Source organism: Pseudomonas sp. SWRI22, assembly GCF_014268395.2.
GTDB lineage: Bacteria > Pseudomonadota > Gammaproteobacteria > Pseudomonadales > Pseudomonadaceae > Aquipseudomonas > Aquipseudomonas paracarnis.
The window spans coordinates 2460768-2486125 of record NZ_JABWQK020000001.1 but is presented as its reverse complement, the minus strand read 5'-3'; the positions used below and the strand labels follow the sequence as shown (position 1 = coordinate 2486125).

17 protein-coding genes are annotated in these 25358 nt (G+C 61.8%); 13 read left to right on the top strand and 4 right to left on the bottom strand.

Translation table 11 applies throughout. The annotated features are described in order from the left end of the window. Positions 1-41: 41 nt before the first annotated feature. The 3 genes from HU730_RS10950 to aceE form a co-directional block, all read right to left on the bottom strand. Positions 42-2735, bottom strand: a complete 2694-nt coding sequence (locus tag HU730_RS10950) for a GGDEF and EAL domain-containing protein (RefSeq protein WP_034125612.1) — start codon at positions 2733-2735, stop codon at positions 42-44. Between the two features lie 416 nt (positions 2736-3151). Continuing rightward, on the bottom strand, positions 3152-4804 hold the full coding sequence (gene aceF, locus HU730_RS10945; protein WP_186526774.1) for a dihydrolipoyllysine-residue acetyltransferase: 1653 nt from the start codon (positions 4802-4804) through the stop codon (positions 3152-3154). Positions 4805-4815: 11 nt separating this feature from the next. Beyond that, the gene (aceE, locus tag HU730_RS10940; RefSeq protein WP_186526775.1) at positions 4816-7461 is read right to left on the bottom strand and encodes a pyruvate dehydrogenase (acetyl-transferring), homodimeric type; all 2646 of its coding nucleotides are present in this window, start codon (positions 7459-7461) and stop codon (positions 4816-4818) included. 383 nt (positions 7462-7844) lie between these two features. On the opposite strand from aceE, the gene glnE reads away from it, so the two are divergent. The 8 genes from glnE (at position 7845) to HU730_RS10900 (ending at position 17964) form a co-directional block, all read left to right on the top strand. Further along, positions 7845-10784 carry a bifunctional [glutamate--ammonia ligase]-adenylyl-L-tyrosine phosphorylase/[glutamate--ammonia-ligase] adenylyltransferase gene (gene glnE, locus HU730_RS10935; protein ID WP_186526776.1) on the top strand — a complete coding sequence of 980 codons (2940 nt, stop codon included), beginning with the start codon at positions 7845-7847 and terminating at the stop codon, positions 10782-10784. A gap of 221 nt (positions 10785-11005) precedes the next feature. Beyond that, positions 11006-12040: a lipopolysaccharide heptosyltransferase II gene (gene waaF / locus HU730_RS10930; protein WP_186526777.1), complete on the top strand. Its 1035-nt coding sequence runs from the start codon at positions 11006-11008 to the stop codon at positions 12038-12040. Position 12041: 1 nt separating this feature from the next. Next, positions 12042-13103 carry a lipopolysaccharide heptosyltransferase I gene (gene waaC / locus HU730_RS10925; RefSeq protein WP_186526778.1) on the top strand — a complete coding sequence of 354 codons (1062 nt, stop codon included), beginning with the start codon at positions 12042-12044 and terminating at the stop codon, positions 13101-13103. Continuing rightward, positions 13103-14227: a glycosyltransferase family 4 protein gene (locus HU730_RS10920; protein ID WP_014716627.1), complete on the top strand. Its 1125-nt coding sequence runs from the start codon at positions 13103-13105 to the stop codon at positions 14225-14227. The genes waaC and HU730_RS10920 overlap by 1 nt, the downstream gene beginning before the upstream one ends. Further along, on the top strand, positions 14224-15030 hold the full coding sequence (gene rfaP, locus HU730_RS10915) for a lipopolysaccharide core heptose(I) kinase RfaP (RefSeq protein ID WP_186526779.1): 807 nt from the start codon (positions 14224-14226) through the stop codon (positions 15028-15030). Before HU730_RS10920 ends, rfaP begins: the two co-directional genes overlap by 4 nt. After that, complete coding sequence (locus HU730_RS10910; RefSeq protein WP_003187993.1) at positions 15030-15764, top strand: lipopolysaccharide kinase InaA family protein; 735 nt, start codon at positions 15030-15032, stop codon at positions 15762-15764. The genes rfaP and HU730_RS10910 overlap by 1 nt, the downstream gene beginning before the upstream one ends. Next, positions 15761-16513: a lipopolysaccharide kinase InaA family protein gene (locus HU730_RS10905; RefSeq protein ID WP_034125618.1), complete on the top strand. Its 753-nt coding sequence runs from the start codon at positions 15761-15763 to the stop codon at positions 16511-16513. Before HU730_RS10910 ends, HU730_RS10905 begins: the two co-directional genes overlap by 4 nt. Next, on the top strand, positions 16513-17964 hold the full coding sequence (locus tag HU730_RS10900) for a lipopolysaccharide kinase InaA family protein (RefSeq protein WP_186526780.1): 1452 nt from the start codon (positions 16513-16515) through the stop codon (positions 17962-17964). Before HU730_RS10905 ends, HU730_RS10900 begins: the two co-directional genes overlap by 1 nt. 98 nt (positions 17965-18062) lie before the next feature. Here the strand turns inward: HU730_RS10900 and HU730_RS10895 are convergent, their stop codons facing one another. Further along, entirely contained in the window at positions 18063-20150 is a 2088-nt protein-coding gene (locus tag HU730_RS10895; protein ID WP_186526781.1) for a TonB-dependent receptor, read from the bottom strand. Positions 20151-20339: 189 nt separating this feature from the next. Between HU730_RS10895 and HU730_RS10890 the strand changes: the two genes are divergently transcribed. The 5 genes from HU730_RS10890 (at position 20340) to HU730_RS10870 (ending at position 25279) form a co-directional block, all read left to right on the top strand. Continuing rightward, positions 20340-20666: a YceK/YidQ family lipoprotein gene (locus tag HU730_RS10890; protein WP_127880472.1), complete on the top strand. Its 327-nt coding sequence runs from the start codon at positions 20340-20342 to the stop codon at positions 20664-20666. A gap of 56 nt (positions 20667-20722) precedes the next feature. After that, on the top strand, positions 20723-21079 hold the full coding sequence (locus tag HU730_RS10885) for a YceK/YidQ family lipoprotein (RefSeq protein WP_034125622.1): 357 nt from the start codon (positions 20723-20725) through the stop codon (positions 21077-21079). A 142-nt stretch (positions 21080-21221) separates the two neighbouring features. After that, positions 21222-22979 carry a carbamoyltransferase gene (locus HU730_RS10880; protein ID WP_014716634.1) on the top strand — a complete coding sequence of 586 codons (1758 nt, stop codon included), beginning with the start codon at positions 21222-21224 and terminating at the stop codon, positions 22977-22979. Beyond that, on the top strand, positions 22980-23876 hold the full coding sequence (locus tag HU730_RS10875; protein ID WP_186526782.1) for a GNAT family N-acetyltransferase: 897 nt from the start codon (positions 22980-22982) through the stop codon (positions 23874-23876). Beyond that, the gene (locus HU730_RS10870; protein ID WP_186526783.1) at positions 23873-25279 is read left to right on the top strand and encodes a PIG-L family deacetylase; all 1407 of its coding nucleotides are present in this window, start codon (positions 23873-23875) and stop codon (positions 25277-25279) included. Before HU730_RS10875 ends, HU730_RS10870 begins: the two co-directional genes overlap by 4 nt. Positions 25280-25358: the final 79 nt, after the last annotated feature.

Sequence of the window (25358 nt, the reverse complement as noted above, 5' to 3'; positions counted from 1 at the left end):
AAATTGTCAGACAGCCAGTGTGCCCGAGTGTTACAGCGCTGTCAGGCGATTGGCCCGCGCGGGTAGCGTTTAAGCCTCTGCATCAGCTCGGCACCCGGGATCGGGCGGTCGAACAGGTAGCCCTGGCCCACGTCGCAACGGTGCCGGCGCAGGAACGCCAACTGCTCAGCGGTTTCGATGCCTTCGGCCACGACCTTGAGTTTGAGGTTGTGGGCCATGGCGATCACCGCCGAGGTGATTTCCATGTCGTCCTGGTTGTCCGGGATTTCATGGATAAAGCTGCGATCAATCTTAATGATGTCGATGGGGAATTTTTTCAAGTAGCTCAGCGACGAGTAACCGGTGCCGAAGTCGTCCATCGCCAGGGTCAGGCCAAAGCTCTTGAGCTGGTCCAGTTGCAGGCGCGTATCTTCAGTGGCTTCCAGCAGCAAGCCTTCGGTCAGCTCCAGCTCCAGCAGGTTGGCCGGCAGCTGTTCCTCCTTGAGGATGGTGGCAATCGAGGCCACCAGGTCCGGGTCGGAAAATTGCTTGGGCGACAGGTTGATGGCCACCTGCAAGTTGCCCAGGCCTGCGGCCGTCAATTGCCGGCTCATGCGGCAGGCCTGGCGCGCGATCCATTTGCCGATGGGGATAATCAGCCCGGTTTCTTCAGCCACGCTGATGAACTGGTCGGGGCGGATCATGCCTTTTTCCGGGTGGTTCCAGCGCAACAGCGCTTCCATGCCCAGCAGACGACCGCTGCGCAGGCATAGCTTGGGCTGGTAGAACACGTCCAGCTCGTTCTGGGTCAGGGCACGGCGCAGGTTGTTTTCCACGAACAGCTTGTAGCTGGCCTCGGCATTCAGCGCTTCGGTAAACACTTGCACCTGGTGCTTACCGTTGGCTTTGGCCTTGTGCAGGGCCAGGCCTGCGTTGCGCATCAGGGTCTGCGGGTCGCGGCCATGCAGCGGCGCGCAGGCCAGGCCCACGGAACCGGTGACGCTGATCAACTGGTTGTCGACGAACATCGGCTTGTCGAGGGTGGTCAGCAACTGGCTGGCCACCTGCTGGCCGGTCTCAAGGTCGGCATCGTCCAACAGCACCGCGAATTCGTTACTGGCAAAACGCGCCAGGCTGCCGCCGCTGCTCAAGCTGTTGCGCAGGCGGCGCGCCAGGCTGATCAGCAACTTGTCGCCAGTCTGGTGGCCGAGGCTGTCGTTGATGCGCTTGAAGTTGTCGATGTCCACCAACAGCAGGCTGATCGGGCTGTCGCTGTCGCGGGCAAAGCGCTCGTCGAGGTTGCGAATGAACGCCGGGCGATTGCCCAGGTTGGTCAGGTTGTCGGTGTAGGCCAGGCGTTCGATGCGCTGTTGCGCCAGCTTGGTCTGGGTGATGTCTTCGTAGATGCCGATGTAGTGGGTCAGCTCGCGGTTGTCGCCATACACCTTGGAAATCGACAGCTGGCCCCAGTACGGTTCCAGGTTCTTGCGGCGGCTCTTGAACTCGCCTTGCCAGCTGTTGCTTTTGGCCAAGGCCGAAGGCGCGTCGAACAGCAATTCGCTGAGGTTTTCCAGGGCTGGCAGTTGGGCCAGGCGATGGCCGTGGACTTCTTCGGCGCTGTACTGGGTGATCGCGGTGAAGCTGGGGTTGACGTACTCCACCACGCCGTCGCAATTGACCAGCAAGAACGCGTTGGCGCTTTGCTCCACGGCGCGCTGGAACAGGTGCAGGGCGCTGGTGGCAGTGCGGCGGTTGTGGTTGTTGATGACTTGGGCGAACTGGTCTGCCAGCTCGCCGGCGAACGCGATTTCATCGGACTGCCAGGCGCGTGGGCTGCCACCTTGCTCCAGGCACAGCACGCCGACGACCTGGCCGTCGACACGGATGCTGGCGTCGAGCATCGCGTGGATGTCCTTGGCGCGCAGGCTTTCGGCCATTTCCCGGGTGCGTGGGTCGCGCAGGGCGTGGGTGGCGTCGATGGCGCGGCTGGAGTGCAGGGCCTCCAGATAATCCGGGAAGCCGCTGGCATCAATGGCTTCAGGCAGATGGTGTTGTTGATCGGCGCGGTGATAGGCGGAGATCGGTACCAGATGATGGCCTTCGAGGTTCCAGATGCTGGCGCAGTCGATCTGGTAAATGTCGCAGGCGCTGCGCGTGATCAGTTCAGCGGCTTCTTGCAGGGAATTTGGCGTTGTGTAGCGTTGGCGCGCCAGCAGCAGGATCAATTCCTGCTGGGCGCGCACTCGTTCCAGATGTTGCAACTGCTCCTGCTGCGCTCGCTGGTTGAGCTCCAGGGCGATTTGCAGGCGGCTGTTCTGGTTTTCCAGGTCGACCGTCGGGGCGGGTGCGCTGGTCTCGCTGAACAGCCCCTCGACCACCATCAGGTAGCCGCGCACCAGGTGGCGGTTATGTTGTTTGTAGGCCTCGCCCATCTCCAGCACGCTCAGCGGGCCGTCATGGGTGTGCAGGTTGTAGCGCACCAGATAATGGGGGCTGTGGGCCAGTTGCTGCTGGATCGCATCGTGCAACTGGTAGCGCGCCTGGGGTTCCATCAGGCTGGCGTAGGGCGTGCCGATCAAGGCGCAGAGTTCAACCGCCGGCAGGCCGAACTGGCGTTCGCAATTGGGATCGAGGTAGAGCAGGGCCCAGCTTGCCTCATTAAGCCGCTCGAAACGCAGCATACCGAGGCGCGAAGGCACCGGTAATTGCGTCACTACCTCGGCCGCCATACGGGCGACATCGGGTTGGCTTTTCATGGGGAAACTCGCTTGGGAAAATGCGCACTGCGCTGGGCTCACGCCCTCTTGACTGTCGACTGCGGCAAGGTTGCATCATGCAGGACGCAGTGACAAGAGAGGATGAAGGCTAAGTGCTATAAGCCTGTTATCGGCCGCGCGAGGGATTTCTGTAATTGGGGTGATCGATGGTGCGTTGACGCAGGTAGGGTGCTTGCGTGTGGCGAGCAAGCTTGCTTGCGCTGGGCTGCGCAGCGGCCCCAAAATCTTGGGAGCGCTTCGCACTCCAGCGGGAGCAAGCTCCCTCGCCACAGCAAGCTCGCTCCTACAAAATACAGGCAAAAAAAGCCCCGCCAAGTGGCGGGGTTGAGGTACGAGCGTGGCGCTCGGAAATCGGTGTGGCAAGGGCCTTCCAGGTAAAAGGAAGGCCCTGCGACTTACAGCAGGATGGTGCGGATGTCGTTCAGCAGCTGGCTCAGGCGCTGGGTGAAGCGCGCAGCCGCAGCACCGTTGATCACACGGTGATCGTAGGACAGCGACAGTGGCAGCATCAGCTTGGGTTGGAACGCTTTACCGTCCCACACAGGCTGGATGGTGCCCTTGGACACACCCAGGATCGCCACTTCCGGCGCGTTGACGATTGGCGTGAAGCCAGTGCCGCCAATGTGGCCGAGGCTGGAGATGGTGAAGCAGGCGCCCTGCATGTCGTCCGGGGTGAGCTTCTTGTCGCGGGCCTTGGCAGCCAGCGCAGCCGCTTCGCCAGCGAGTTGCAGGAGGCTCTTCTGATCGACGTTCTTGATGACCGGTACCAGCAGGCCATCCGGGGTGTCGACCGCAAAGCCGATGTGCACGTACTTCTTGCGAATGATCGCCTTGCCGCTTGGCGCCAGCGAGCTGTTGAAGTCCGGCAGTTCCTTGAGCAGGTGCGCGCAGGCCTTGAGCAGCAGTGGCAGCACGGTCAGCTTCACGCCGGCCTTCTCGGCCACGGCTTTCTGCGCAACGCGGAACGCTTCCAGGTCGGTGATATCGGCCTGGTCGAATTGAGTCACGTGCGGGATGTTCAGCCAGCTGGCGTGCAGGCCTGCCGCGCCGATTTGCATCAGGCGGGTCATCGGCACTTCTTCGATTTCGCCGAAGCGGCTGAAATCTACGGTACGGATCGGCGGAATGCCCGAACCACCGGTAGCGCCGCCGGCAGCCGGAGCTTCCTTGGCTTTTTGCATCATGGCTTTGACGTAAACCTGCACGTCTTCCTTCAGCACACGGCCGTGAGGGCCGCTGGCTGCAACAGCGCTCAGCTCGACGCCAAATTCACGGGCCAGCTGACGCACGGCTGGGCCGGCGTGAACCTTGGCACCGCTTGGCGCAGGTGCGGCAGCCGCAGGGGCGGGCGCAGCTTCGGCTTTTGCGGCCGGTGCAGGGGTAGCAGCGGCAGGTGCCGCTTCAGCCTTGGCAGCCGGAGCAGCAGCCGGTGCTGGTGCTGGTGCGGCGGCTGGCGCAGCACCTTGTACTTTAAGCTTGAGGATGAAGTCACCGGTGCCGACTTCGTCTTCCAGCTTGACCGCGATGCTTTCCACCACGCCGGCAGCCGGCGACGGGATTTCCATGGAAGCCTTGTCGGACTCCAGGGTGATCAGCGACTGGTCGGCTTCGACGGTGTCGCCGACCTTGACCAGCAGCTCGATGATCTTGGCCTTGCCCGACGAACCGATGTCCGGGACGTGAATGTCCTGGACGGTCGCGGCGGCCGGTGCAGCGGCCGGGGCTGGAGCAGCCTCGGCAGCGGCAGGCTTTTCAGCAGCAGGTGCAGGTGCAGCGGCGGCCGGAGCAGCGGCCGCAGGGGCTGCATCAGCAGCGCCTTCGATTTCCAGCTCCAGCAGTTCGTCGCCTTCCTTCAGACGGTCGCCCAGCTTCACTTTCAGGCTTTTGACCACGCCGGCCTTGGGAGCAGGGATTTCCATGCTCGCCTTGTCCGACTCGAGGGTCAGGATGCTCTGGTCGGCTTCGACGGTGTCGCCGACCTTCACAAACAGCTCGATTACTTCACCTTCACCGCTGCCGATGTCAGGTACGCGAATGAGTTCGCTCACAAAAAATCTCCTCAGCAGTCCAGTGGGTTGCGTTTTTCCGGGTTGATCCCGAACTTGACGATAGCGTCAGCCACCACCTTGGGTTCGATCTCACCACGGTCAGCCAAGGCTTCCAGGGCTGCCAACACCACGAAGTGACGGTCGACTTCGAAGAAGTGACGCAGCTTCTTGCGGCTGTCACTGCGGCCGAAACCATCGGTGCCCAGGACTTTGAATTCCTTGGACGGGACCCACTGGCGAATTTGTTCAGCAAACAGTTTCATGTAGTCGGTAGAGGCAATGACTGGACCCTTACGGCCGGCCAGGCACTCTTCGACGTAGCTCTTGGCTGGTTTCTGGCCAGGGTGCAGGCGGTTGCTGCGCTCCACGGCCAGGCCGTCGCGGCGCAGTTCGTTGAAGCTGGTAACGCTCCACACGTCGGCACCGACGTTGAACTCGTCGCGCAGGATCTTCGCCGCTTCACGCACTTCACGCAGGATGGTGCCGGAGCCCATCAGCTGTACGTGGTGCGCCGCTTCCTTGGTGTCTTCTTCGAGCAGGTACATGCCCTTGATGATGCCTTCTTCCACACCGGCCGGCATGGCTGGCTGCTGGTAGGACTCGTTCATCACGGTGATGTAGTAGAAAACGTCCTGCTGCTCTTCGGTCATCTTCTTCATGCCGTCCTGGATGATCACCGCCAGCTCATAGCCGTAGGTTGGATCAAAGGTGCGGCAGTTCGGGATGGTGGCAGCCAGGATGTGGCTGTGACCGTCTTCGTGTTGCAGGCCTTCGCCGTTCAGCGTGGTGCGGCCGGCGGTGCCGCCGATCAGGAAGCCACGGGTGCGGCTGTCGCCAGCGGCCCAGGCCAGGTCGCCGATACGCTGGAAGCCGAACATCGAGTAGAAGATGTAGAACGGCAGCATTGGCTGGTTGTGGCTGGAGTACGAAGTACCGGCAGCGATGAAGGAGCTCATGGCGCCCGCTTCGTTGATGCCTTCTTCGAGGATCTGGCCCTTCTTGTCTTCCTTGTAGAACATCACCTGGTCTTTATCGACTGGCTCGTAGAGCTGGCCGACGGAGGAGTAGATGCCCAACTGACGGAACATGCCTTCCATACCGAAGGTACGGGCTTCGTCCGGAATGATCGGGACGATGCGCGGGCCGATGTCCTTGTCCTTGACCAGCTGCGCCAGGATGCGCACGAAGGCCATGGTGGTGGAGATTTCACGGTCGCCCGAGCCGTCAAGGATAGCCTTGAGGGTGCTCAGGTCTGGCGTCGGTACGCTGAAGCTGTTGGCGCGGCGCTGTGGTACGAAACCGCCCAGTGCGCTGCGACGCTCGCTCAGGTAGCGGGCTTCGGCGCTGTTTGACTCTGGCTTGAAGAACGGCAGGTTCTCCAGCTCTTCGTCCTTGACCGGGATGTCGAAGCGGTCGCGGAACAACTTCAGGCTGTCGACATCGACTTTCTTGGTGTTGTGCGCGGTGTTCTTCGCTTCGCCGGCACCGGTGCCATAACCCTTGATGGTCTTGGCCAGGATGACGGTGGGTTGTTCTTTGTGGTTGACCGCTTCGTGGTACGCCGCGTAGACCTTGTACGGGTCGTGGCCGCCACGGTTGAGCTTCCAGATCTCGTCGTCGGACAGGTCGGCAACCATGGCCTTGAGTTCAGGCGTGTTGAAAAAGTGCTCGCGAACGAACGCGCCGTCTTTGGCCTTGTAGTTCTGGTACTCGCCGTCGATGACTTCGTCCATGCGACGTTGCAGGATACCGTCGACGTCCTTGGCCAGCAGTGGGTCCCAGAAACGGCCCCAGATGACTTTGGTCACGTTCCACTGAGCACCGCGGAACACGCCTTCGAGTTCCTGGATGATCTTGCCGTTGCCGCGAACCGGGCCGTCGAGGCGCTGCAGGTTGCAGTTGATGACGAAGATCAGGTTGTCGAGCTTCTCGCGGCCGGCCAGGGAGATGGCGCCCAGGGATTCCGGTTCGTCGCACTCGCCGTCGCCGAGGAAGCACCAGACTTTCTGCTTGCCTTCAGGGATGAAGCCACGGGCTTCCAGGTACTTCATGAAGCGTGCCTGGTAGATCGCCTGGATCGGGCCAAGGCCCATGGAAACGGTCGGGAACTGCCAGAAATCAGGCATCAGCCAAGGGTGCGGGTAGGACGACAGGCCCTGACCGTCGACTTCCTGGCGGAAGTTGTTCATTTGTTCTTCGCTGATGCGACCTTCCATGAACGCACGGGCGTAGACGCCTGGCGAGGTGTGGCCCTGGAAGTAGATCAGGTCGCCGCCGTGTTCGTCGGTCGGGGCCTGGAAGAAGTAGTTGAAGCCGATGTCATACAGGGTTGCGCTGGAAGCGAAGCTGGAGATGTGACCGCCCAGGTCCGAATCTTTCAAGTTCGTGCGCATTACCATCGCCATGGCGTTCCAACGTACCAGCGAGCGAATGCGGCGTTCCATGAACAGGTCGCCAGGCATGCGTGCTTCGTGGGTAACGGGGATGGTGTTGCGGTATGGCGTAGTGATGGCGTAAGGCAGTTGCGAGCCGCTGCGGGTCGCGAGTTCGCCCATACGGGTCATCAGGTAGTGAGCACGGTCTTCGCCTTCTTTGTCGAGAACCGATTCCAGGGCGTCCAGCCATTCCTGGGTTTCGACGGGATCGAGGTCTTGCATGGCTTGCTCCAGGGCGGAAAGGCTACCAGAATCGGTTGCCTGAAGTTTGCGACTGGCCTTGTGGGCAGACGACATAAATTCTTGGATGGCCGAAGGTTGCTTCGGCGTCCTGTAGTTTTACTACAAATCGTCGGCCATTTCAGCCTTTCGAATGTATATACGAGTAGTAAAACTACACAAGACTGAGCGTATGGCTCGGTCTTGCTGGTGAGCATAATCGTTATTGTTGGTCTATTGCGAACAAGAAAAGGTGAAACTTTGATGTTGCCTGCCAAGATTAATTTAATTTCAGCTATTTCTAACCTTTGTTCGACAGTCCTTCACCGGGCATGGCTCTTGCCTTCACAACTACACGCCATTTACACGCCGATCAAGGATAGACCATGAGCCTTCCAACGCTGGCCGAACTGCCGGCCATTCTGTTGCCTTACGCCAACCGGGCCGAGCAGTCATTTCGTGACGCGGTGGCCGCGCTGGATGACGATCATGGCCTTTCTGCGTGGGCGCCGCAACGGTGGGCCGACTTCGCCCGCGTGTGCGCCGCCAGTGATTTCGTCATTGAACAGAGTGTTCGTGACCCTTTGATGTTGCTGGAGCTGGTGGCCTGGGGCGAGCTGGACCGCGGCTTTGCGCCCGGCGAGCTATGCAGCCAGATAGCCGGTGCCGTGCAACAGGCCGAAACAGAAGATGAACTGGGCCGCGTGCTGCGCCGCCAACGCACGCGCCAGCAGGTGCGCATCATCTGGCGCGATCTCACACGCCAGGCCGACTTGGTGCAAACCTGTCGCGATCTGTCCGACATGGCCGACGCCTGCATCGACCAGGCCTATCAATGGCTGTACCAGCGCCACTGCGCCCAGTTCGGCACGCCGACCGGCGCACGCAGCGGCGAGGCGCAGCACATGGTCATCCTCGGCATGGGCAAGCTCGGTGCAGTGGAGCTGAACCTGTCGTCGGATATCGACCTGATCTTCGCCTACCCCGAGGGCGGCGAGACGGTGGGCGTGAAGCGCGCCCTGGATAATCAGGAGTTCTTTATTCGCCTGGGTCAAAAACTGATCAAGGCCCTGGACCCGATGACCGTCGACGGTTTTGTCTTCCGCGTCGACATGCGCCTGCGCCCCTACGGTTCGGCCGGCGCCCTGGTGCTGAGCTTCAACGCGCTGGAGCAGTACTACCAGGACCAGGGCCGGGACTGGGAGCGCTACGCCATGATCAAGGCGCGGGTGGTGGCCGGCGACCAGGCGGCTGGCGCGCAACTGCTCGACATGCTGCGCCCGTTTGTCTACCGCCGTTATCTGGACTTCTCGGCCATCGAAGCGCTGCGCACCATGAAGCAACTGATCCAGCAGGAAGTACGGCGCAAGGGCATGGCCGACAATATCAAGCTGGGCGCGGGCGGCATTCGTGAGGTGGAATTTATCGCGCAGGCATTCCAGCTGATCCATGGCGGCCGCGACCTCAGCCTGCAGCAACGCCCGCTGTTGAACGTGCTGGGCACGCTGGAAGGCCAGGGTTATTTGCCCGCAGCGGTGATCAGCGAGCTGCGCAGCGGTTACGAGTTCCTGCGCTACACCGAGCATGCGATCCAGGCGATTGCCGACCGCCAGACGCAAATGCTGCCGGACAGCCCCGAAGACCAGGCGCGCATTGCCTTTATGCTTGGCTTCAGTGACTGGGCCGCGTTCCACGAGCGCCTGATGTACTGGCGTGGTCGCGTGGACTGGCACTTTCGCCAGGTGATTGCCGACCCTGATGAGGAAGAAGGCGAAGAAAGCGAATTGGTGGTCGGTGGTGAATGGTTGCCACTGTGGGAGGAATCCCAGGATGACGACGCGGCGTGCCGTCAACTGAGTGAAGGTGGTTTCACCGATGCCCCCAAGGCCCTCAAGGCGTTGGCCAGCCTGCGTGCCAGCCCGCAGTTGCGCGCCATGCAGCGCCTGGGGCGTGAGCGCCTGGATGCGTTTATCCCGCGCCTGCTGGCCCAGGCCGTTGAACATGCCAACCCCGACCTGGTACTGGAGCGCGTGTTGCCGCTGGTGGAAGCCGTGGCCCGGCGTTCGGCCTACCTGGTGTTGCTGACCGAGAACCCCGACGCCTTGCGCCGCCTGTTGACCTTGTGTGCAGCCAGCCCGTGGATCGCCGAGCAGATCACCCGTTTCCCGCTGTTGCTGGATGAATTGCTCAACGAAGGCCGCTTGTTCAAGCCGCCGCTGGCGCCGGAGCTGGCCGCTGAGTTGCGCGAGCGCCTCACGCGCATTCCAGAAGATGACCTTGAGCAACAGATGGAGGCCTTGCGCCATTTCAAACTGGCGCACCGCCTGCGGGTGGCCGCCTCGGAAATCGCCGGCAGCCTGCCGTTGATGAAGGTCAGCGACTACCTCACCTGGCTGGCCGAAGCGATTCTTGAACAAGTGCTGGCCTTGGCCTGGCGCCAGACGGTCGCCCGTCACGGCTCGCCGCAGCGACTGGACGGCACCCTGTGCGATCCTGGGTTCATCATTGTCGGTTATGGGAAAGTGGGCGGCATCGAACTGGGGCATGGTTCGGACCTGGACCTGGTGTTTATCCATGACGGCGACCCCCAGGCCGAGACGGACGGTGCCAAGCCGATCGATGGCGCGCAATTCTTTACACGCCTGGGCCAGCGCATCATTCACCTGCTGACCACCCAGACCAACTCCGGCCAGCTGTATGAAGTGGACATGCGCCTGCGACCTTCCGGCGCATCGGGCTTGTTGGTGAGTTCCCTGGGGGCGTTTGATCGGTATCAACAAAATGAAGCCTGGACCTGGGAACATCAGGCCCTGATCCGCGCGCGGGTACTGGTGGGCAGCCAGGATGTGGGCCAGGCGTTCGAGCAGGTACGGGCTAACGTGTTGGGGCGTGAGCGGGACTTGGAGAAGCTGCGCCAGGAGGTCAGCGAGATGCGTGCCAAGATGCGTGACAACCTGGGCACCAAGGCCACGACGGCCGGCAGGGGCGCCAATGCCTTCGAGGCCACGGCGCTGTTCGACCTCAAGCAGGACGCCGGAGGTATCGTCGATATTGAATTTATGGTGCAATACGCGGCTTTGGCGTGGTCTGCGCAACATCCATCGTTGCTGCGCTACACCGACAATATCCGCATTCTGGAGGGCCTGGAGCAGGTCGGGCTGATGCCCGCCGCCGATGCCCATTTGCTGCGAGAAGTGTACAAGGCTTACCGCTCAGCCGCGCACCGCCAGGCTTTGCAGAACGAGGCCGGTACGGTAGCCGGGGACCAGTTCGCCGACGAGCGGCGACAGGTGATGCGAATCTGGCAGGCGCTGGGCTTAAATTGAAACTCGACTGATTGGCGACGCCGATTTTTATATGGGATGCGGATTGATGTGGGAGCCGGGCTTGCCCGCGATGCAGGCGCCTCGGTTTATCAGGGATACCGAGGTGATGCGATCGCAGGCAAGCCAGCTCCCACATAAAGATGCTCCCTGGCGCACCGCGATCTACAGTCATTATCGAGGCGGGGAGGCATAGGCCTCCCCGCATCGTTTGTGGAAACTACATGAATATTCTGATCGTTGGGCCCAGTTGGGTCGGTGACATGGTGATGGCACAGACACTGTTTCAGTGCCTGCGTCTGCGCTATCCAGACTGCCAGATCGACGTGCTCGCCCCTGAGTGGAGCCGGCCGATCCTTGAGCGCATGCCCGAGGTGCGCAAGGCCTTGAGCTTCCCGCTCGGCCACGGTGCCCTGGAGTTGGCGACCCGCCGACGCATCGGCAAATCCATGGCGGGCCAGTACGACCAGGCGATCCTGCTGCCTAACTCGCTGAAGTCGGCGCTGGTGCCGTACTTTGCCGGTATTCCCAAGCGCACCGGCTGGCGCGGCGAGTTTCGCTATGTGCTGCTCAATGACGTACGCACCCTGGATAAAGTCCGTTACCCGTTGATGATCGAACGCTTTATGGCTTTGGCCTACGAGCCGGGTGCTGAACTGCCCAAGCCGTACCCACGCCCCAGCTTGCAGATCGACCCGGTGACCCGCGACGCGGCGCTGGCCAAGTTCGGCCTCACCCTGGATCGGCCCGTATTGGCCTTGTGCCCGGGCGCCGAGTTTGGCGAGTCCAAGCGCTGGCCGTCGGAGCATTACGCCAAAGTCGCTGAAACCAAGATCCGCGAAGGCTGGCAGGTGTGGTTGTTCGGTTCCAAGAACGATCATTCGGTGGGCGAAGACATTCGCCAGCGCCTTATACCCGGCCTGCGTGAAGAAGCGGTGAACCTCAGTGGCGACACGTCCCTGGCTGAGGCCATCGACCTGTTGTCGTGCGCCGACTCGGTGGTGTCCAACGATTCCGGCCTGATGCATGTGGCGGCGGCGCTGAACCGTCCGCTGGTGGCCGTATACGGCTCCACATCCCCAGGCTTCACTCCGCCGTTGGCCGACAAGGTCGAAGTGGTACGCCTGGGCCTGGATTGCAGTCCGTGCTTTGAGCGTACCTGCCGTTTCGGCCACTACAACTGCCTGCGCCAGTTGCTGCCCCAGGCGGTAACCGATGCCTTGCAGCGTTTGCAGGGCGACGTGGTCGAGGTTCACTGAGTTGCGGGTTCTGGTAATCAAGACCTCATCCCTGGGCGACGTGATCCATGCCTTGCCGGCCCTCACTGATGCAGCACGGGCGATTCCCGGCATTCGGTTCGACTGGGTGTTGGAAGAAGGCTTTGCCGAAATCCCAACCTGGCACCCGGCGGTCGATAAGGTGATTCCGGTGGCGATTCGCCGCTGGCGCAAGAACCTCTGGCAAACCGTCAAGAGCGGCGAATGGCGGCGCTTCAAGCAGGCGGTGCAGTCGACTAAATACGACCTGGTGATCGACGCCCAGGGCTTGCTCAAAAGCGCCTGGCTGACGCGCTATGTGCGGGCGCCCATCGCTGGCTTCGACAAAGATTCTGCGCGTGAACCCCTGGCTGCGCGCTTTTACTCCCGGCGCCTGGCCGTGGCCCGTGGGCAGCATGCGGTGGAGCGCTTGCGCCAGCTGTTCGCCGTCGCGCTGGGCTACGACCTGCCCCAACGCCTGGGCGACTACGGCCTGAGCGTTGAAAAGCTGCTCGGCCTGCCGCCGAAAAAACCGTTCGTATTGCTGCTGCACGGTACTACCTGGGACACCAAGCACTGGCCCGAAGCCTATTGGCGCGAGCTGGCCGAACGCATGGGCCGCCTGGGCGTGGACGTAAAGCTGCCGTGGGGCAACGCCGCCGAAAAGGCGCGGGCCGAACGCCTGGCCCTCGGCCTGCCCAACGCCGAAGTGTTGCCCAAGCTCAACCTGGCGGGCGTTGCCCGTGTCTTGGCGAGCGCCCGTGCCTGCGTGGCCGTCGACACCGGCCTTGGCCACTTGGCGGCGGCATTGGACGTGCCGACCATTTCCCTGTTCGGCCCCACCAACCCAGGCCTCACCGGTGCCTACGGCAAGGGCCAGATTCACTTGGCCAGCGACTGGCCGTGTGCGCCTTGCCTGCAAAAACAGTGCACTTATCAACCCACTGCCGGCGACCTGCGGCGGTTCGACATCGCCCGCGAGTCGCCCCTGTGCTTCACGCGCTTGAACCCTGAGCGTGTCGCAAGCCGGCTGAGCACGTTGTTACTGGCCGAGGAGCAGCACTGATGCAACTGGCTTTTGTTCTGTACAAGTACTTTCCTTTCGGTGGCTTGCAGCGCGACTTCATGCGCATCGCCCTGGAATGCCAGCAGCGCGGCCACAGCATTCGGGTGTACACCCTGATCTGGGAAGGTGATATCCCGCCAGGCTTTGAGGTGCTGGTGGCGCCGGTCAAGGCCTTGGTCAACCACCGCCGCAACGAAAAGCTCTACGCCTGGATCCAGGCCGACCTGGCCAAGCGCCCAGTGGACCGCGTGGTGGGCTTCAACAAGATGCCGGGGCTGGACCTGTACTTTGCCGCCGACGGTGTGTTCGAGGACAAGGCCCAGACCCTGCGCAACCCGATGTATCGCTGGTTCGGGCGTTACAAGCACTTTGCCGAATACGAGCGCGCCGTGTTCGATAAAAACGCCAAGACGCAGATCATGGTGTTGTCCGAGCATCAGCAACAGCTGTTTACCCAGTATTACGGCACCCAGGCCGAGCGTTTTCACCTGTTGCCACCGGGTATTGCCCGCGACCGCCGCGCCCCGCCGAACGCCGCCGAGATCCGCGCCGAGTTCCGCGCTGAATTCGGCTTGGCCGAAGACGATTTGCTGTTGGTGCAAATCGGTTCGGGGTTCAAGACCAAGGGCGTCGACCGCAGCCTCAAGGCGCTGGCCGCACTGCCTTCGCGGCTGAAGAAACGTACCCGGCTATTTGTAATCGGCCAGGACGACCCCAAAGTATTCCAATTGCAGAGCGCGGCGCTGGGCCTGGGCGACCAGGTGCAGTTCTTCAAGGGCCGCAATGATATTCCGCGTTTCCTGCTGGGGGCGGACCTGTTGATTCACCCCGCGTACAACGAGGCGGCCGGCATGGTGCTGGTCGAAGCGGTGGTCGCCGGCCTCCCGGTACTGGTGAGCCAGGTGTGCGGCTATGCGTTCTACATCGACAAGGCCCAGAGCGGCCGGGTGTTGGACGAGCCGTTCGAGCAAACCCAGCTCAACCAGTATCTGGTCGATATGCTCGACGACCCACAAGCGCGTGCGACCTGGAGTCGCAATGGTCTGGCCTTCGCCGAGACGGCCGACCTCTTTAGCATGCCGCAGTACGCTGCGGACCTGATTCTGGCGGAGCCAAACCGATGAAGTTGATTCTAGCCGAACCCTTCAAGACCCTTTGGGCCGGACGCGATGCGTTCGCCGAGGTCGAGAAGCTGGAAGGCCTGGTGTTCCGCGAGCTGGCCGCTCGCCGTACGTTGCGTACGGTGGTCGAGGGCCAGCCTTATTTTGTGAAGATCCACCGTGGGATCGGCTGGGGCGAAATCCTCAAGAACCTGGTTACTGCCAAATTGCCGGTGTTGGGCGCGGGCCAGGAGTGGGTGGCGATCCAGCGCTTGCAGGCGCTTGGTGTACCGACCATGACCGCCGTGGCGTTCGGTGAAAAAGGCAGCAACCCGGCCGACCAGCACTCGTTCATCATCACCCAGGAACTGACCCCCATCATCAGCCTGGAAGACCTGACCCTCGACTGGGTCAAGCAACCGCCCGTGCCGGCGATCAAGCATGCCTTGACCCTTGAGCTGGCGCGTACCGTGGGCGCGATGCACCGCGGTGGCGTCAACCACCGTGACTGCTACCTCTGCCATTTCCTGCTGCACACCGACCGGCCCATCAGTGTCGACAACCTCAAGCTGTCGGTGATCGACCTGCACCGTGCCCAGGTGCGTGCGACGATCCCGGTGCGCTGGCGCAACAAAGACTTGGCCGGCCTGTATTACTCCGCGTTGGAGATCGGCTTGACCCAGCGCGACAAGCTGCGTTTTCTCAAGGCCTATTTCCAGCAGCCGCTGCGCCAGATCCTGGCGGAGCAAACCGCGCTGTTGTCTGCGCTGGAACGCATGGCAGCAAAGCTGTATGCGCGTAAACAACGATACGGGGATGCAATCTGATGGCGGGTTGGAATCTGGAACCTGCCTACGCCGCCCTGGCGGATGACTTTGGAAGCCTGGACGCGGTGTTCGCCTTGCAAGGCGAGCGGCTGACCCGCGACCCGTTGTCGGAAGTGATTCGGGTGGAGCGTGGCGGGGTCAATTATTACGTCAAGCGCTACGTAGGTGCCGGCAAGGGCCTGCGTCGTTACCTGGGTCGGCCGCGGGTGAAGTCCGAATGGCAGAACCTCAAGCGTTTCGCCAAGTGGGGCATCCCCACCGCCGACGTGGTGGCCTGGGGCCTGGACCGCAAGGGCCTGGCCTATAACCGTGGCGCCATGATCACCCGTGAACTGCCCAAGACCGAAGATCTGTCGGTGCTGGCCGAGCGTCACGATGAGCGCCTCAAAGACCCCCGGTGGGTCGATGGCATCAGCCGCCAGCTCGCCGAATACACGCGCACCATGCACGATCACCGCTTCACCCATAACGACTTGAAGTGGCGCAACCTGCTGGTGGACGATCAGCGCACCCTGTACCTGATCGACTGCCCCAACGGTGATTTCTGGCGCGGCTTCTGGCTCAAGTACCGCATCACCAAGGACTTGGCCTGCCTGGACAAAGTCGCCAAGTATCACTTGTCGGCCACCCAGCGCCTGCGTTTCTACCTGCAATATCGCCAGCGCGCGCACCTGACCGCGTCGGACAAACAGCGAATTCGCCATGTGGTGAAGTTTTTCGAGGGACGCGAATGAGTGACTTCCTGGCGGCTGAAGACCGCGCTCTGCTTGAGCGCAACGGCCTGGCGACCTTCGACGCCCTGTGGGCCAAGCAACTGGATGCGGTGGACGAGCCGAACACCAGCGGCGACGGTTGGAGCAGCGTGTATCGCCTGGAGCTTGAGGGGCAAGGCTACTACCTCAAGCGCCAGAGCAACTACCTCACACGCACCTTGCACCGGCCGTTTGGCGAGCCGAGTTTTGCCCGCGAGTTTCGCAACATCAGCCTGTATCGAAAGCTCGGCATCCCGGCCCTGCAAGCGGCGTTCTTCGGAGAGCGCAAGGTCAAGGGTGAGCGCCGGGCGATGCTGCTCACCCGTGCGCTGGATGGCTGGAATGACCTGGATTCGTTGCTGGAGCAGTGGGCGCAATTGAGCGCAGCCCAGCACAGTGCGATCCTGTTGGCCTGCGGCAAGCTGGCGCGTCATCTGCACAGCGTCGGGCAGGTGCATGGCTGTTTTTACCCCAAGCATATTTTCCTGCAGCCTGCCGGTGAGGGGTATGCCGCACAGTTGATCGACCTGGAGAAAACCCGCCCGCTGTTGTTTGGCTGGCGTGACCGGGTCAAGGACCTGGAACCGCTGCTGCGCCGTGCGCCGCAATGGTCGGATGCGCAGGTGCGCCAACTGCTGGCGGCGTACCTTGAGCAGCCCGAGGACGGTGCCCTGGTGTCCACTTGGCACCAGCGCCTGACCGCGCGCCGCAGCCACAAGGAGAACCGCTGATGCGTTTATCCGAGCTGAAATCGGCTGGGCGTACCCCCAGCCTGCCACTGACCCTCGACCTGGCGGATGCCGCCGGCCCTGGGCAATTGCAATTGTTGAGCCTGCTGCGGGTGTTGCCGGGGCAGCGCTACGTGGGTGCCGCCGTGTGGCGTGGTCGCCCGGTGTTGGCCAAGTTATTGGTGGGCAGCAAGGCGGCGCGGCATTTTCAGCGTGAGCTCACGGGTGTGCGTCTGTTGGCTGAGCAAGGCCTGACCACGCCGTTGCTGCTGGCCGATGGCTTGCAGGACGGCGAGGGTGGTTGGCTGCTGTTTGAATTTATCGAGGGGGCCCAAAGCCTGTCCGACGCTTGGCTCGCCGTCGAAAACCTGCCGCCGTTGGCGGACGAACAAACCGCTGTGCTCGCCGAAGCGCTGGGCGCGATCGCCCAGATGCATGCCAAGGGCCTGTGGCAAGAAGACCTGCACCTGGACAACTTGCTACGCAAGGATGGCAAGCTGTATCTGATCGATGGCGCCGGCATTCGTGTCGAAGAGGCGGGCAAGGCGCTATCGCGCAATCGAGTGCTGGAGAACCTCGGTGTGTTCTTCGCCCAACTGCCGAAAAACCTCGAGCCCTTTACCGAGGAGTTGCTGGTGTATTACTTGCTGGCCAACGGCGAACACGCCTTGCCAATGCAAGCCCTGGAAAAACAGGTGCGTAAAGTCAGCGCCTGGCGCTTGAGAGACTACCTGGACAAGACCGGCCGCGAATGCACGCTGTTCAGTGTGGTGCGCGGCCCTTTTGGCTTGCGTGCGATCCGCCGCGAAGAAGAAGCCGCGATGGTGCCGGTGCTGGAGCAGGCCGATGCGTTGCTCGACCAGGGTCACCTGTACAAGACCGGTGGCGCGGCGAGCGTGGCCAAGGTCGACGTGGCCGGCCGGCCGCTGGTGATCAAGCGCTACAACATCAAGAGTTTTGCCCATTGGCTCAAGCGCTTCTGGCGCCCGAGCCGCGCCTGGCACTCCTGGCGCGAAGGCAACCGCCTGGCCTTCTTGGGCTTCGCCACACCCAAGCCGCTGGCGGTGCTGGAGAAACGGTTCCTGTGGTTGCGCAGCCGCGCCTATCTGGTCACCGAATACCTGCCTGGGCCGGACATCATCGAGCGCTTTGCGCCGTATGTGGAGAGCGGCGAGGCGCCCGAGAGCGAGTTGCAGGCGCTGGACCAGCTGTTTGCCGACTTGATCCGCGAGCGCATCAGCCATGGGGATTTCAAAGGCCATAACCTGTTCTGGAGCGACGGGCGCTGGGCGATGATTGATCTGGATGCGATGTGTCAGCACTCTTCCGCTGCCAGCTTTGCGCCGGCCTATGCCAAAGACCGTGCAAGGTTTATGCGTAACTGGCCGCAAGGCAGTGCGTTGTATCGCGTGATTGATCAGCGGTTGCCCAAAGAGGCGGGTGTCGGCAGTTAAACCTATCGCGGGCAAGCCCGCTCCCACACTTGATCTGTGAACGCGGTCAAAATGTGGGAGCGGGCTTGCCCGCGATGGCGCCCGTCCAGGCGCTGCATTCAGAACTGGTACTGCGCTCCAGCCCCCGCATACCACGAGCGCCCCGGCGCCGCTTCGTAATAGCGGCTATTGCCATCCCCCACAATCACCGACCCCACGTACTGACGATCCAGCAGATTATCCAGGCGCAGGGTCTGGTGAAAGGTCCAGTGCTCTACCTTCTGCTCAAACCGTGCGCGCCAGTTGAAGACGCTGTAGGCCGGCGCGGCGTGTTGTTGGTTGGTGTCTTCTACGTAGACCTTGCTGCGGTACATGCCTTCGATGGCGGTGCTGACCCAGTCCCGTGGTTTCCAGTTCAGTTCGGCGAACAGGGTGGTTTGTGGCACGCCGGGGAGGTAGTTGCCTTTGTCGATGGTGTTGGCGCCGCTGGTAAAGTCGCTGTCGTAGGTTGCGTGCAGGCGGGTGTAGGCCAGGCTGGTGCTCCAATGGTCGCTCAGCTGGCTTTCAACACCCAGTTCGAAGCCGCGGCGCAACGTGCGACCGGCGTTCTGGTAGCTGGTACGGCCACCGATGGATTGCTGCACCACCAGTTCGTCCTCGGTGGTGATCTGGAAAATGGCGGCGTTGATCCGTGTGTTGTTCAGTTGCGCTTTCACGCCCATTTCATATTGCGTGCTTTCAGACGGCTTCAAGCCGAAGTTGAAGCCCTCGGCGTTGCCCGGTGCATAGGCCAGCTCGGCCTGAGTCGGGGTTTCAAAGCCTTTGCCTGCGCTGATGTAGGCGTGCAAGTCGGGGGTGAGCGCGTACATCACGCTCATCGAAGGGGTGTTTTTCTGGTAGGTCTTGTTGCCGCTGGCGTCGCCATTGCTCAGGAACTGATCGTCAACGTCCATTTGCATCGTGCTGTGGCGCACGCCGGCTTGCAGGGTCCAGCGGTCGAGGGCCCAGTTGGCTTGGATATACGGGTCGAGGCTGCGAGCCGTGTCGATTTCGTCGCGGCGTAGTTGGCCTTTCACGCCGAGGGTGTTGCCGCTGTAGTTCTGATAGCCATGGCGGCTGTCTTCGCTTTGGTCGAAGTCCAGGCCGGTAATGATCGTCAGCTCGCCAGGCGCGCTTTCGATGGGCTGCAGCCAGCGCACGCTGCCGCCGTAGAACTTTCGATCAAATTGCACTACGCCACCGCCGCGTTCGTTGGCGGGCGTGCCCTTGGGGATCGACAGGTACTGAATCACACTGCGCCGCCCGGTGTAGGCATTGACCTGCAAGGTCGCGCCACCGAAATACCGCTCGTAATTCATCCCCAATTGCTGGTGATCGATACTTTTACGCGTGTTGTAGTTCAGCGCATTGGCGCTTACCGAGCGCGGGTCTGCCTTGTACGCTGCCCAGGTCTGCCCCAGCGGATCCTGCGTACCGTTCTGCTCCAGGCTGCTGTAGATCAATGCCAGCTTGCTGTCGTCATCGGGCTCGACATTGAGCTTGGCGAAGGTCTGGTCGCGGCGCGCGCTGCTGTGATCGCGGTAGCCGTTGGTGTCCATGCGCGAGGCATCGAGCACAAACCCGGCGCCATTCACCGCGCCCTCGGCGCTGAGGTGGTTCTTGTTCAGGCCGTCGCTGCCCACCAGGGTTTCGGCGCCGATACGCGGCGGGCCCTCGCCGTCGCGGGAGAACATCTGGATCACGCCCCCGGCGTTGCTGCCATACAGCGTCGCCGCCGGGCCGCGCAGCACTTCGATGCGCTCGGCCGTGTCGAGGTTGAACGTCGCGGCCTGGCCCTGGCCATCCGGGGTACTGGCGGGGATGCCGTCGGCGATCAGCTTGATGCCGCGCACGCCGAATGCTGAACGGGCGCCGAAGCCTCGGGACGAGATCTGCAGGTCTTGCGCGTAATTCTGACGGTTCTGCACCACCAGGCCGGGCACGCGGGACAGGGCTTCGGAGGCGTTGATGCCGAGCTGGCCGTCACTGATCTGCTCGCGGTTGATGCCGTCCACGGAATAGGGCAAATCGAACGTCGGGCTGGCGCTGCGCGAGCCGCTGACGACGGTGGGGGCGAGGGTTAGTGGCGAGTCATCGCCTTGCACTGTGCTGCTCAAGGCCAGCAGGCCAGGCAGCAAGAGGAAAAAGCGAGCGTGCGTTTTTTTCATGAGGCAGCCAGAGTCTTGGGCACGCATAGCGAAGGCGCGCAAAAAGTGCGCAAGTTTAAACAGTCAGGTAGGTTTTATCATTTCGGATTTTTCTTACGCAATGCGGCGGCGCTTCTCAGATGAATGAGCCAATCTCTCGGTGCTAGCTTGGCTGACCGTTTGCGAGGCTAGGATATGACAAGAAAAATAATGGCTGCGCTGTGTATAAGCGTCGCTGCGCTGTTATTAAGCGGCTGTGGAACGGTTAATAGCGTCATGCGCAAAGAGGGCGACACGGCGCGTGAGCTCAGGCTCGTAAAAACCTATTGCCAATCCATTCCCCGCGCGTACAGCGGTGTGGCCTTTGATTTTTGCATGCTGCACGCGGCCCCGGACCCCACCGGGTTCCTCATACCATTCGTGCTCGTGGATATTGCGGTGTCCGCGGTTGCCGATACGGTGGTTTTACCCTATACGATTTATCGACAATCGGCCGACGGTAATATCAGCATCTATTGGCGTCCAGGCCGTTCATAAGCCTATGGATATAAGAGCACGTGCCCAGCCCATCTATTTAGTGAAAGGAGTTGTTCGTGAGTCGTGGTTTCAGAGTCCTGCTGGTTTCAACCTTGTTATTGGCCTCCGGTTGCGGAACGATCAATACCGTCTTCCGTCCGGATGCCGTGGCCAGCCAGAATCTCAAGGAGTCGCGCAGCCACTGCGAAAACGTGCCGCGTATCTACAGTGGGGTGATCTACGGCTTTTGTACCCTCAATGGCGAGCCCGCACCGGATAAAAGCCTGAAGGACCAAAACCTGCTGGATCGCCAAGGCAATGCCTTCCCGATCATCGCGATTGAATTTGTCGCCTCTGGTGTCATGGACACCCTGATGCTGCCTTATACGATCTACCGCCAGAACAAGGACGGCAGCATCGAGATCTTCCGCTAGCCCCTCTCGGCGCTTGTCGCTAACAGCTTCCCTCTGCTTTTAAGCTATAATCCCGCCCTTTAGCTGTTTCCCGCCCCGGCGGGAAACACACTTTTTTCAGGCGCGATGCGCCTGCATGCAGACTAAAAGAGGCTAGACCCCAGTGGCATTGACGATTCTTGGCCTGTCCGGCGCCCTTAGCCATGATCCTTCCGCAGCCCTGTATATCGACGGCAAGCTGATTGCGGCCGCCGAAGAAGAGCGCTTCGTACGCGACAAACATGCAAAGAACCGCATGCCCTACGAGTCGGCGAAGTTCTGCCTGGAGCAGGCTGGCATCAAGCCTTCGGACGTTGACGTGGTGGCGATCCCGTTCGCCCCGATAAGCCTGTTCGGCGAGGCGCGCTGGCACTACGCCAAGCGTTACTGGTACGCCCCGGACCGCGCCCTTGACGCGATCCTGATGGGCAACCGTCGCTACAAGCGCTATCGCAACAAGATCGTCTGGTGCCTGGAGCAACTGGGCTTCGATCCGAAGAAAATCAAGATTGAACCGGTAGAACACCACCTGGCTCACGCATCCAGCGCCTACCACTGCTCGGGCTTCCAGGAAAAAACCGCGATCCTGGGCATTGACGGCAAGGGTGAGTACGCCACTACCTTCTTTGGCTACGGCGAAAACGGCAAGATCCACAAGATCAAGGAATTCTACGATCCGGACTCCCTCGGCGGCCTGTACGGCGCAATCACCGAGTTCCTCGGTTTCGAGATGCTCGATGGTGAGTTCAAGGTCATGGGCATGGCGCCGTACGGCGATGCCAGCAAATACGACTTCTCGCGCCTGGCCTCCTTTGAAAACGGCGAGCTGGTGATCAACACCGACTACGCCAACGTCATCGGCCTGCGCCGCTACAAAGAGAAGGGCAAGGGGTTCTACTTCTCGCCAAAACTGATCGAGTGGCTGGGGCCGAAACGCGAAGGCGACATCGCCGACGAACCGTACATCCACTATGCAGCCAGCATGCAGGCGCTGTTCGAAAAACTGGCCTTGCAGATGATCGACCACTACCTGGGCGACATCCTCAAGGACACCGGCAAGCTGGCCTTCGCCGGCGGCTGTGCGCTGAACGTCAAGCTGAACCAGAAAATCATTGCCCGTGACGACGTCAAAGAGCTGTTCGTACAGCCGGCTTCCGGCGATGCCGGCACCGCCGTCGGTGCGGCGGCCTACGTGTCCCATGCTCGTGGCGTACCGGTCGAGAAGATGGAACACGTCTACCTCGGCCCGTCCTACAGCAACGAAGACGTGATCGCCGCGTGCGCCAAGCACGAGAGCAAGCCGAACTGGCGCAAGATCGAGAACATGCCTAAGCGCATTGCCAAGATCATGGTCGACGGCAATCCGGTAGCCTGGTTCCAGGGCCGCATGGAGTTTGGCCCGCGTGCCTTGGGCGGTCGTTCGATCATCGGTTGCCCGAGTGCGACCGGCGTGGCGGATCGCATCAACCACCAGATCAAGTTCCGCGAGCGTTGGAGGCCTTTCTGCCCGTCGATGCTCGACACCGTTGCCCCGCAGATGATCAAGGTCGATCATCCTGCGCCGTTCATGACCTTCACCTTCGAAGTCGCCGAAGAGTGGAAGACCCGTGTACCGGAAGTGGTGCACGAAGACGGTACTTCCCGCGCCCAGGTGCTCAAGCGCGAGTACAACCCGCGCTACTACGACATGATGAAAGAGCTGGAAGTGCTGACCGGTAACGGCGTGTCCCTGAACACCTCGCTCAACCGTCGTGGCGAAGCGATGATCTGCTCGCCGACCGACGCGCTGAACATGTTCTTCGGCTCGGACCTGCAGTACCTGATCATGGAAGACATCCTGGTGGTCAAGGATGGCGTGGACCCTTATGACGCCGTGGTTTAAATGCTGAACCGCTTCCAGGGCTGGCGTGAACGTGGCTGGGCGCCTGTCGAGGCCGAGGTTTACGCCCAGGCCTGGCAGCGTTACGGCGGCAGTGTGGCGACCCATCCCCAGGTGATCGAACGGTTGGCCGGGCTGGCGCAGATACCTGTGCGCTACCTGGGCTGGGAGCACGGTGGTGAACTCAAGGGGGCGATCGCCACCTGGGGGCGCGACCTGGCGCTGTCCAAGGATGTGCTTAAGCGCAGCGGCAAGAAAGGCCTGTTTGACCTTGGCAACGCCGAGATCATCCTGCCGATTGCTGCCGATGCGCAGGTGCCGTTGCGGCATCGTGCGCGCTACCTGTCGACGCTCAATCAAGGGCGCGTGAGCACCCTCAAGCCCCAGGCCGAGCAATTGGCCATGGCGCGTACTCCCGAAGACCTGTCGAAGAAGTTTCGCTACAACCAGCGGCGTGAACTGCGCCTGTTGGAAGAGGCGGGCGGCTTGGTAAGGGCGGTCAGTGAGTTTTCCAGCGTAGAACTGGCGGCGATCTATTGCGACCTGTTCCAGCGTCGTTGGGGCTTCCCGGCGGCGGGCGCGGCGCGTCTGGCCGAGGTGCTGGAGTTGCTCAAGGAATTCCTGTTCGGCTCGGTGCTGTTTCTGAACGACGCGCCGATTGCAGTGCAATTGGTGTATCAGGTGCAGTCCAACGAATGGTTCAGTGCCGAGTATGTCAATGGCGGCGTCGACCCTGAAACCCGTGCATTCAGCCCTGGCAGTGTGCTGAGTTTTCTCAATACCCAAGGTGCCTGGGAGCAGGCGCGGGTGGCGAACAAGTCGCTGCGCTTCTCCTTCGGGCGTTCCGACCGTGAATACAAGGAGCGCTGGTGCAACCCGGTGCCGGTGTTCAGTGTATGAGCCGTAAACAGCAACTGCTCAAGCGCCATCGGCGTAACAAGCGTATTGCGCTATTGATCGGCGTGCTGGTGTTGGTCGCCACCGGCGTACTGGTCGCCTGGTGGTTGCCGCTGATCCTTGCGGTGCTGCTGTGGGCCGCCCATGAAGCCTGGTTTGCCGATCACCTGTTTTACTCGCCCAAAGACAGCTATGAGTACGCGTTCCCGGCCGGCAACGAACAGCCCGGCTTGCGCCTGGAGGCGGGCCGGCTGTTGCTGGATGCGCAGTTGGCGGCGGATGAAACCCTGATCGTCGGCATTGAGTTGAAAAGTACCTGGCTGGGGCGTTTCTTCGACCCTGCGGTGGACCTGTTGGGCCTGCAAAGCCCGGACCGGCAAGCCTTCGAGCGCGGCGTCGCTGGGCGGCGTTATCTGAACCTGACCGGCGCCGCCGAAGCCTTGGCCGCGGGCAAGCTCGAATTGCGCGGGCGTTTTTGCCGGATAAAGGGGCAGCCGACGCTGTGGCGCTTTCGCCAGCCGGACTATCGCCAGCAACGTGTGATGGTGATCGCGCCCCATGCCGACGATGCCGAGCTGGCTGCGTTCAGCCTTTACAGCCAGGCGACTGAAAGCTGGATCGTCACGCTGACGGCCGGTGAAATCGAAGCTGAGCATTATCAGCACATGGGCCTGCCCAAGGCTGAAGCTGCGCGCCTCAAGGGCCGTTTGCGGGCCTGGGACAGCGTCGCCGTGCCCCGCTGGGCGGGCGTGCCCGAGGCGCAGTGCGTGCAGTTGGGGTACTTCTGCATGCAATTGCAAGCCATGCAGGCCGCGCCAGATCAGCCTCAAGCCTCCCGCGAAGCCGGTTTGGCCGATACGCGGCTGTTCCGCCAGTTCAATGGTTTTGCCCTGCCTGGCGATGCTGATGGTGCACCGACCTGGCATAACCTGATCGCCGACCTGCGGGCGCTGCTGCTCAAGGCGCGGCCCCAGGTCATCGTCTTGCCCACGCCGTTGCTTGACCCTCACGCCGACCATATCTGCGCCCACGCGGCAGTGCTGGAAGCCTTGCAGGGCCTGGAGTGGCAGCCCGACACATTGCTCGGCTACGCCAATCACCTGCATGATAACGACCGCTGGCCAATGGGCGATTCCGGCGCTGGCGTGGCGCTGCCGCCACGTTTCGATGGTGCTGTGGAGCTGGTGCCGTGCAGTTTCGCCCTCGCCTTGAGCCAGCAGCAGGACAAGGCCATGGCCCTGGGCATGATGCACGACCTGCAGCCGCCAGCGCCGTTCAAGCGTCGAGTGCGTAGGTGGTTGCAGCAACTGCTGGCGGGCCGTAGTCCATCGCCCTATGGCGAGAACGAATTCTTCCGCAAGGCCGTGCGCCGTCACGAGCTGTTGTGGGTCCTGAAGCAGGACTGAGAGCCGATTGAAGGCAGGCCGTTATGCGCCTGTCGCCCTTTTTACCGGGCTGCATGCCCGTAGCCAGATCGCTGCATGG

Bases quoted from the DNA above. Each gene is read 5' to 3' on its own strand.
- HU730_RS10920 (WP_014716627.1), top strand. From the start codon at position 13,103: ATGCAACTGGCTTTTGTTCTGTACAAGTACTTTCCTTTCGGTGGCTTG.
- HU730_RS10875 (WP_186526782.1), top strand. From the start codon at position 22,980: ATGCTGAACCGCTTCCAGGGCTGGCGTGAACGTGGCTGGGCGCCTGTC.
- HU730_RS10905 (WP_034125618.1), top strand. From the start codon at position 15,761: ATGAGTGACTTCCTGGCGGCTGAAGACCGCGCTCTGCTTGAGCGCAAC.
- HU730_RS10950 (WP_034125612.1), bottom strand. From the start codon at position 2,735: ATGAAAAGCCAACCCGATGTCGCCCGTATGGCGGCCGAGGTAGTGACG.
- rfaP (WP_186526779.1), top strand. From the start codon at position 14,224: ATGAAGTTGATTCTAGCCGAACCCTTCAAGACCCTTTGGGCCGGACGC.
- glnE (WP_186526776.1), top strand. From the start codon at position 7,845: ATGAGCCTTCCAACGCTGGCCGAACTGCCGGCCATTCTGTTGCCTTAC.
- HU730_RS10900 (WP_186526780.1), top strand. From the start codon at position 16,513: ATGCGTTTATCCGAGCTGAAATCGGCTGGGCGTACCCCCAGCCTGCCA.
- HU730_RS10895 (WP_186526781.1), bottom strand. From the start codon at position 20,150: ATGAAAAAAACGCACGCTCGCTTTTTCCTCTTGCTGCCTGGCCTGCTG.
- HU730_RS10910 (WP_003187993.1), top strand. From the start codon at position 15,030: ATGGCGGGTTGGAATCTGGAACCTGCCTACGCCGCCCTGGCGGATGAC.
- HU730_RS10870 (WP_186526783.1), top strand. From the start codon at position 23,873: ATGAGCCGTAAACAGCAACTGCTCAAGCGCCATCGGCGTAACAAGCGT.
- waaF (WP_186526777.1), top strand. From the start codon at position 11,006: ATGAATATTCTGATCGTTGGGCCCAGTTGGGTCGGTGACATGGTGATG.
- HU730_RS10890 (WP_127880472.1), top strand. From the start codon at position 20,340: ATGGCTGCGCTGTGTATAAGCGTCGCTGCGCTGTTATTAAGCGGCTGT.
- aceE (WP_186526775.1), bottom strand. From the start codon at position 7,461: ATGCAAGACCTCGATCCCGTCGAAACCCAGGAATGGCTGGACGCCCTG.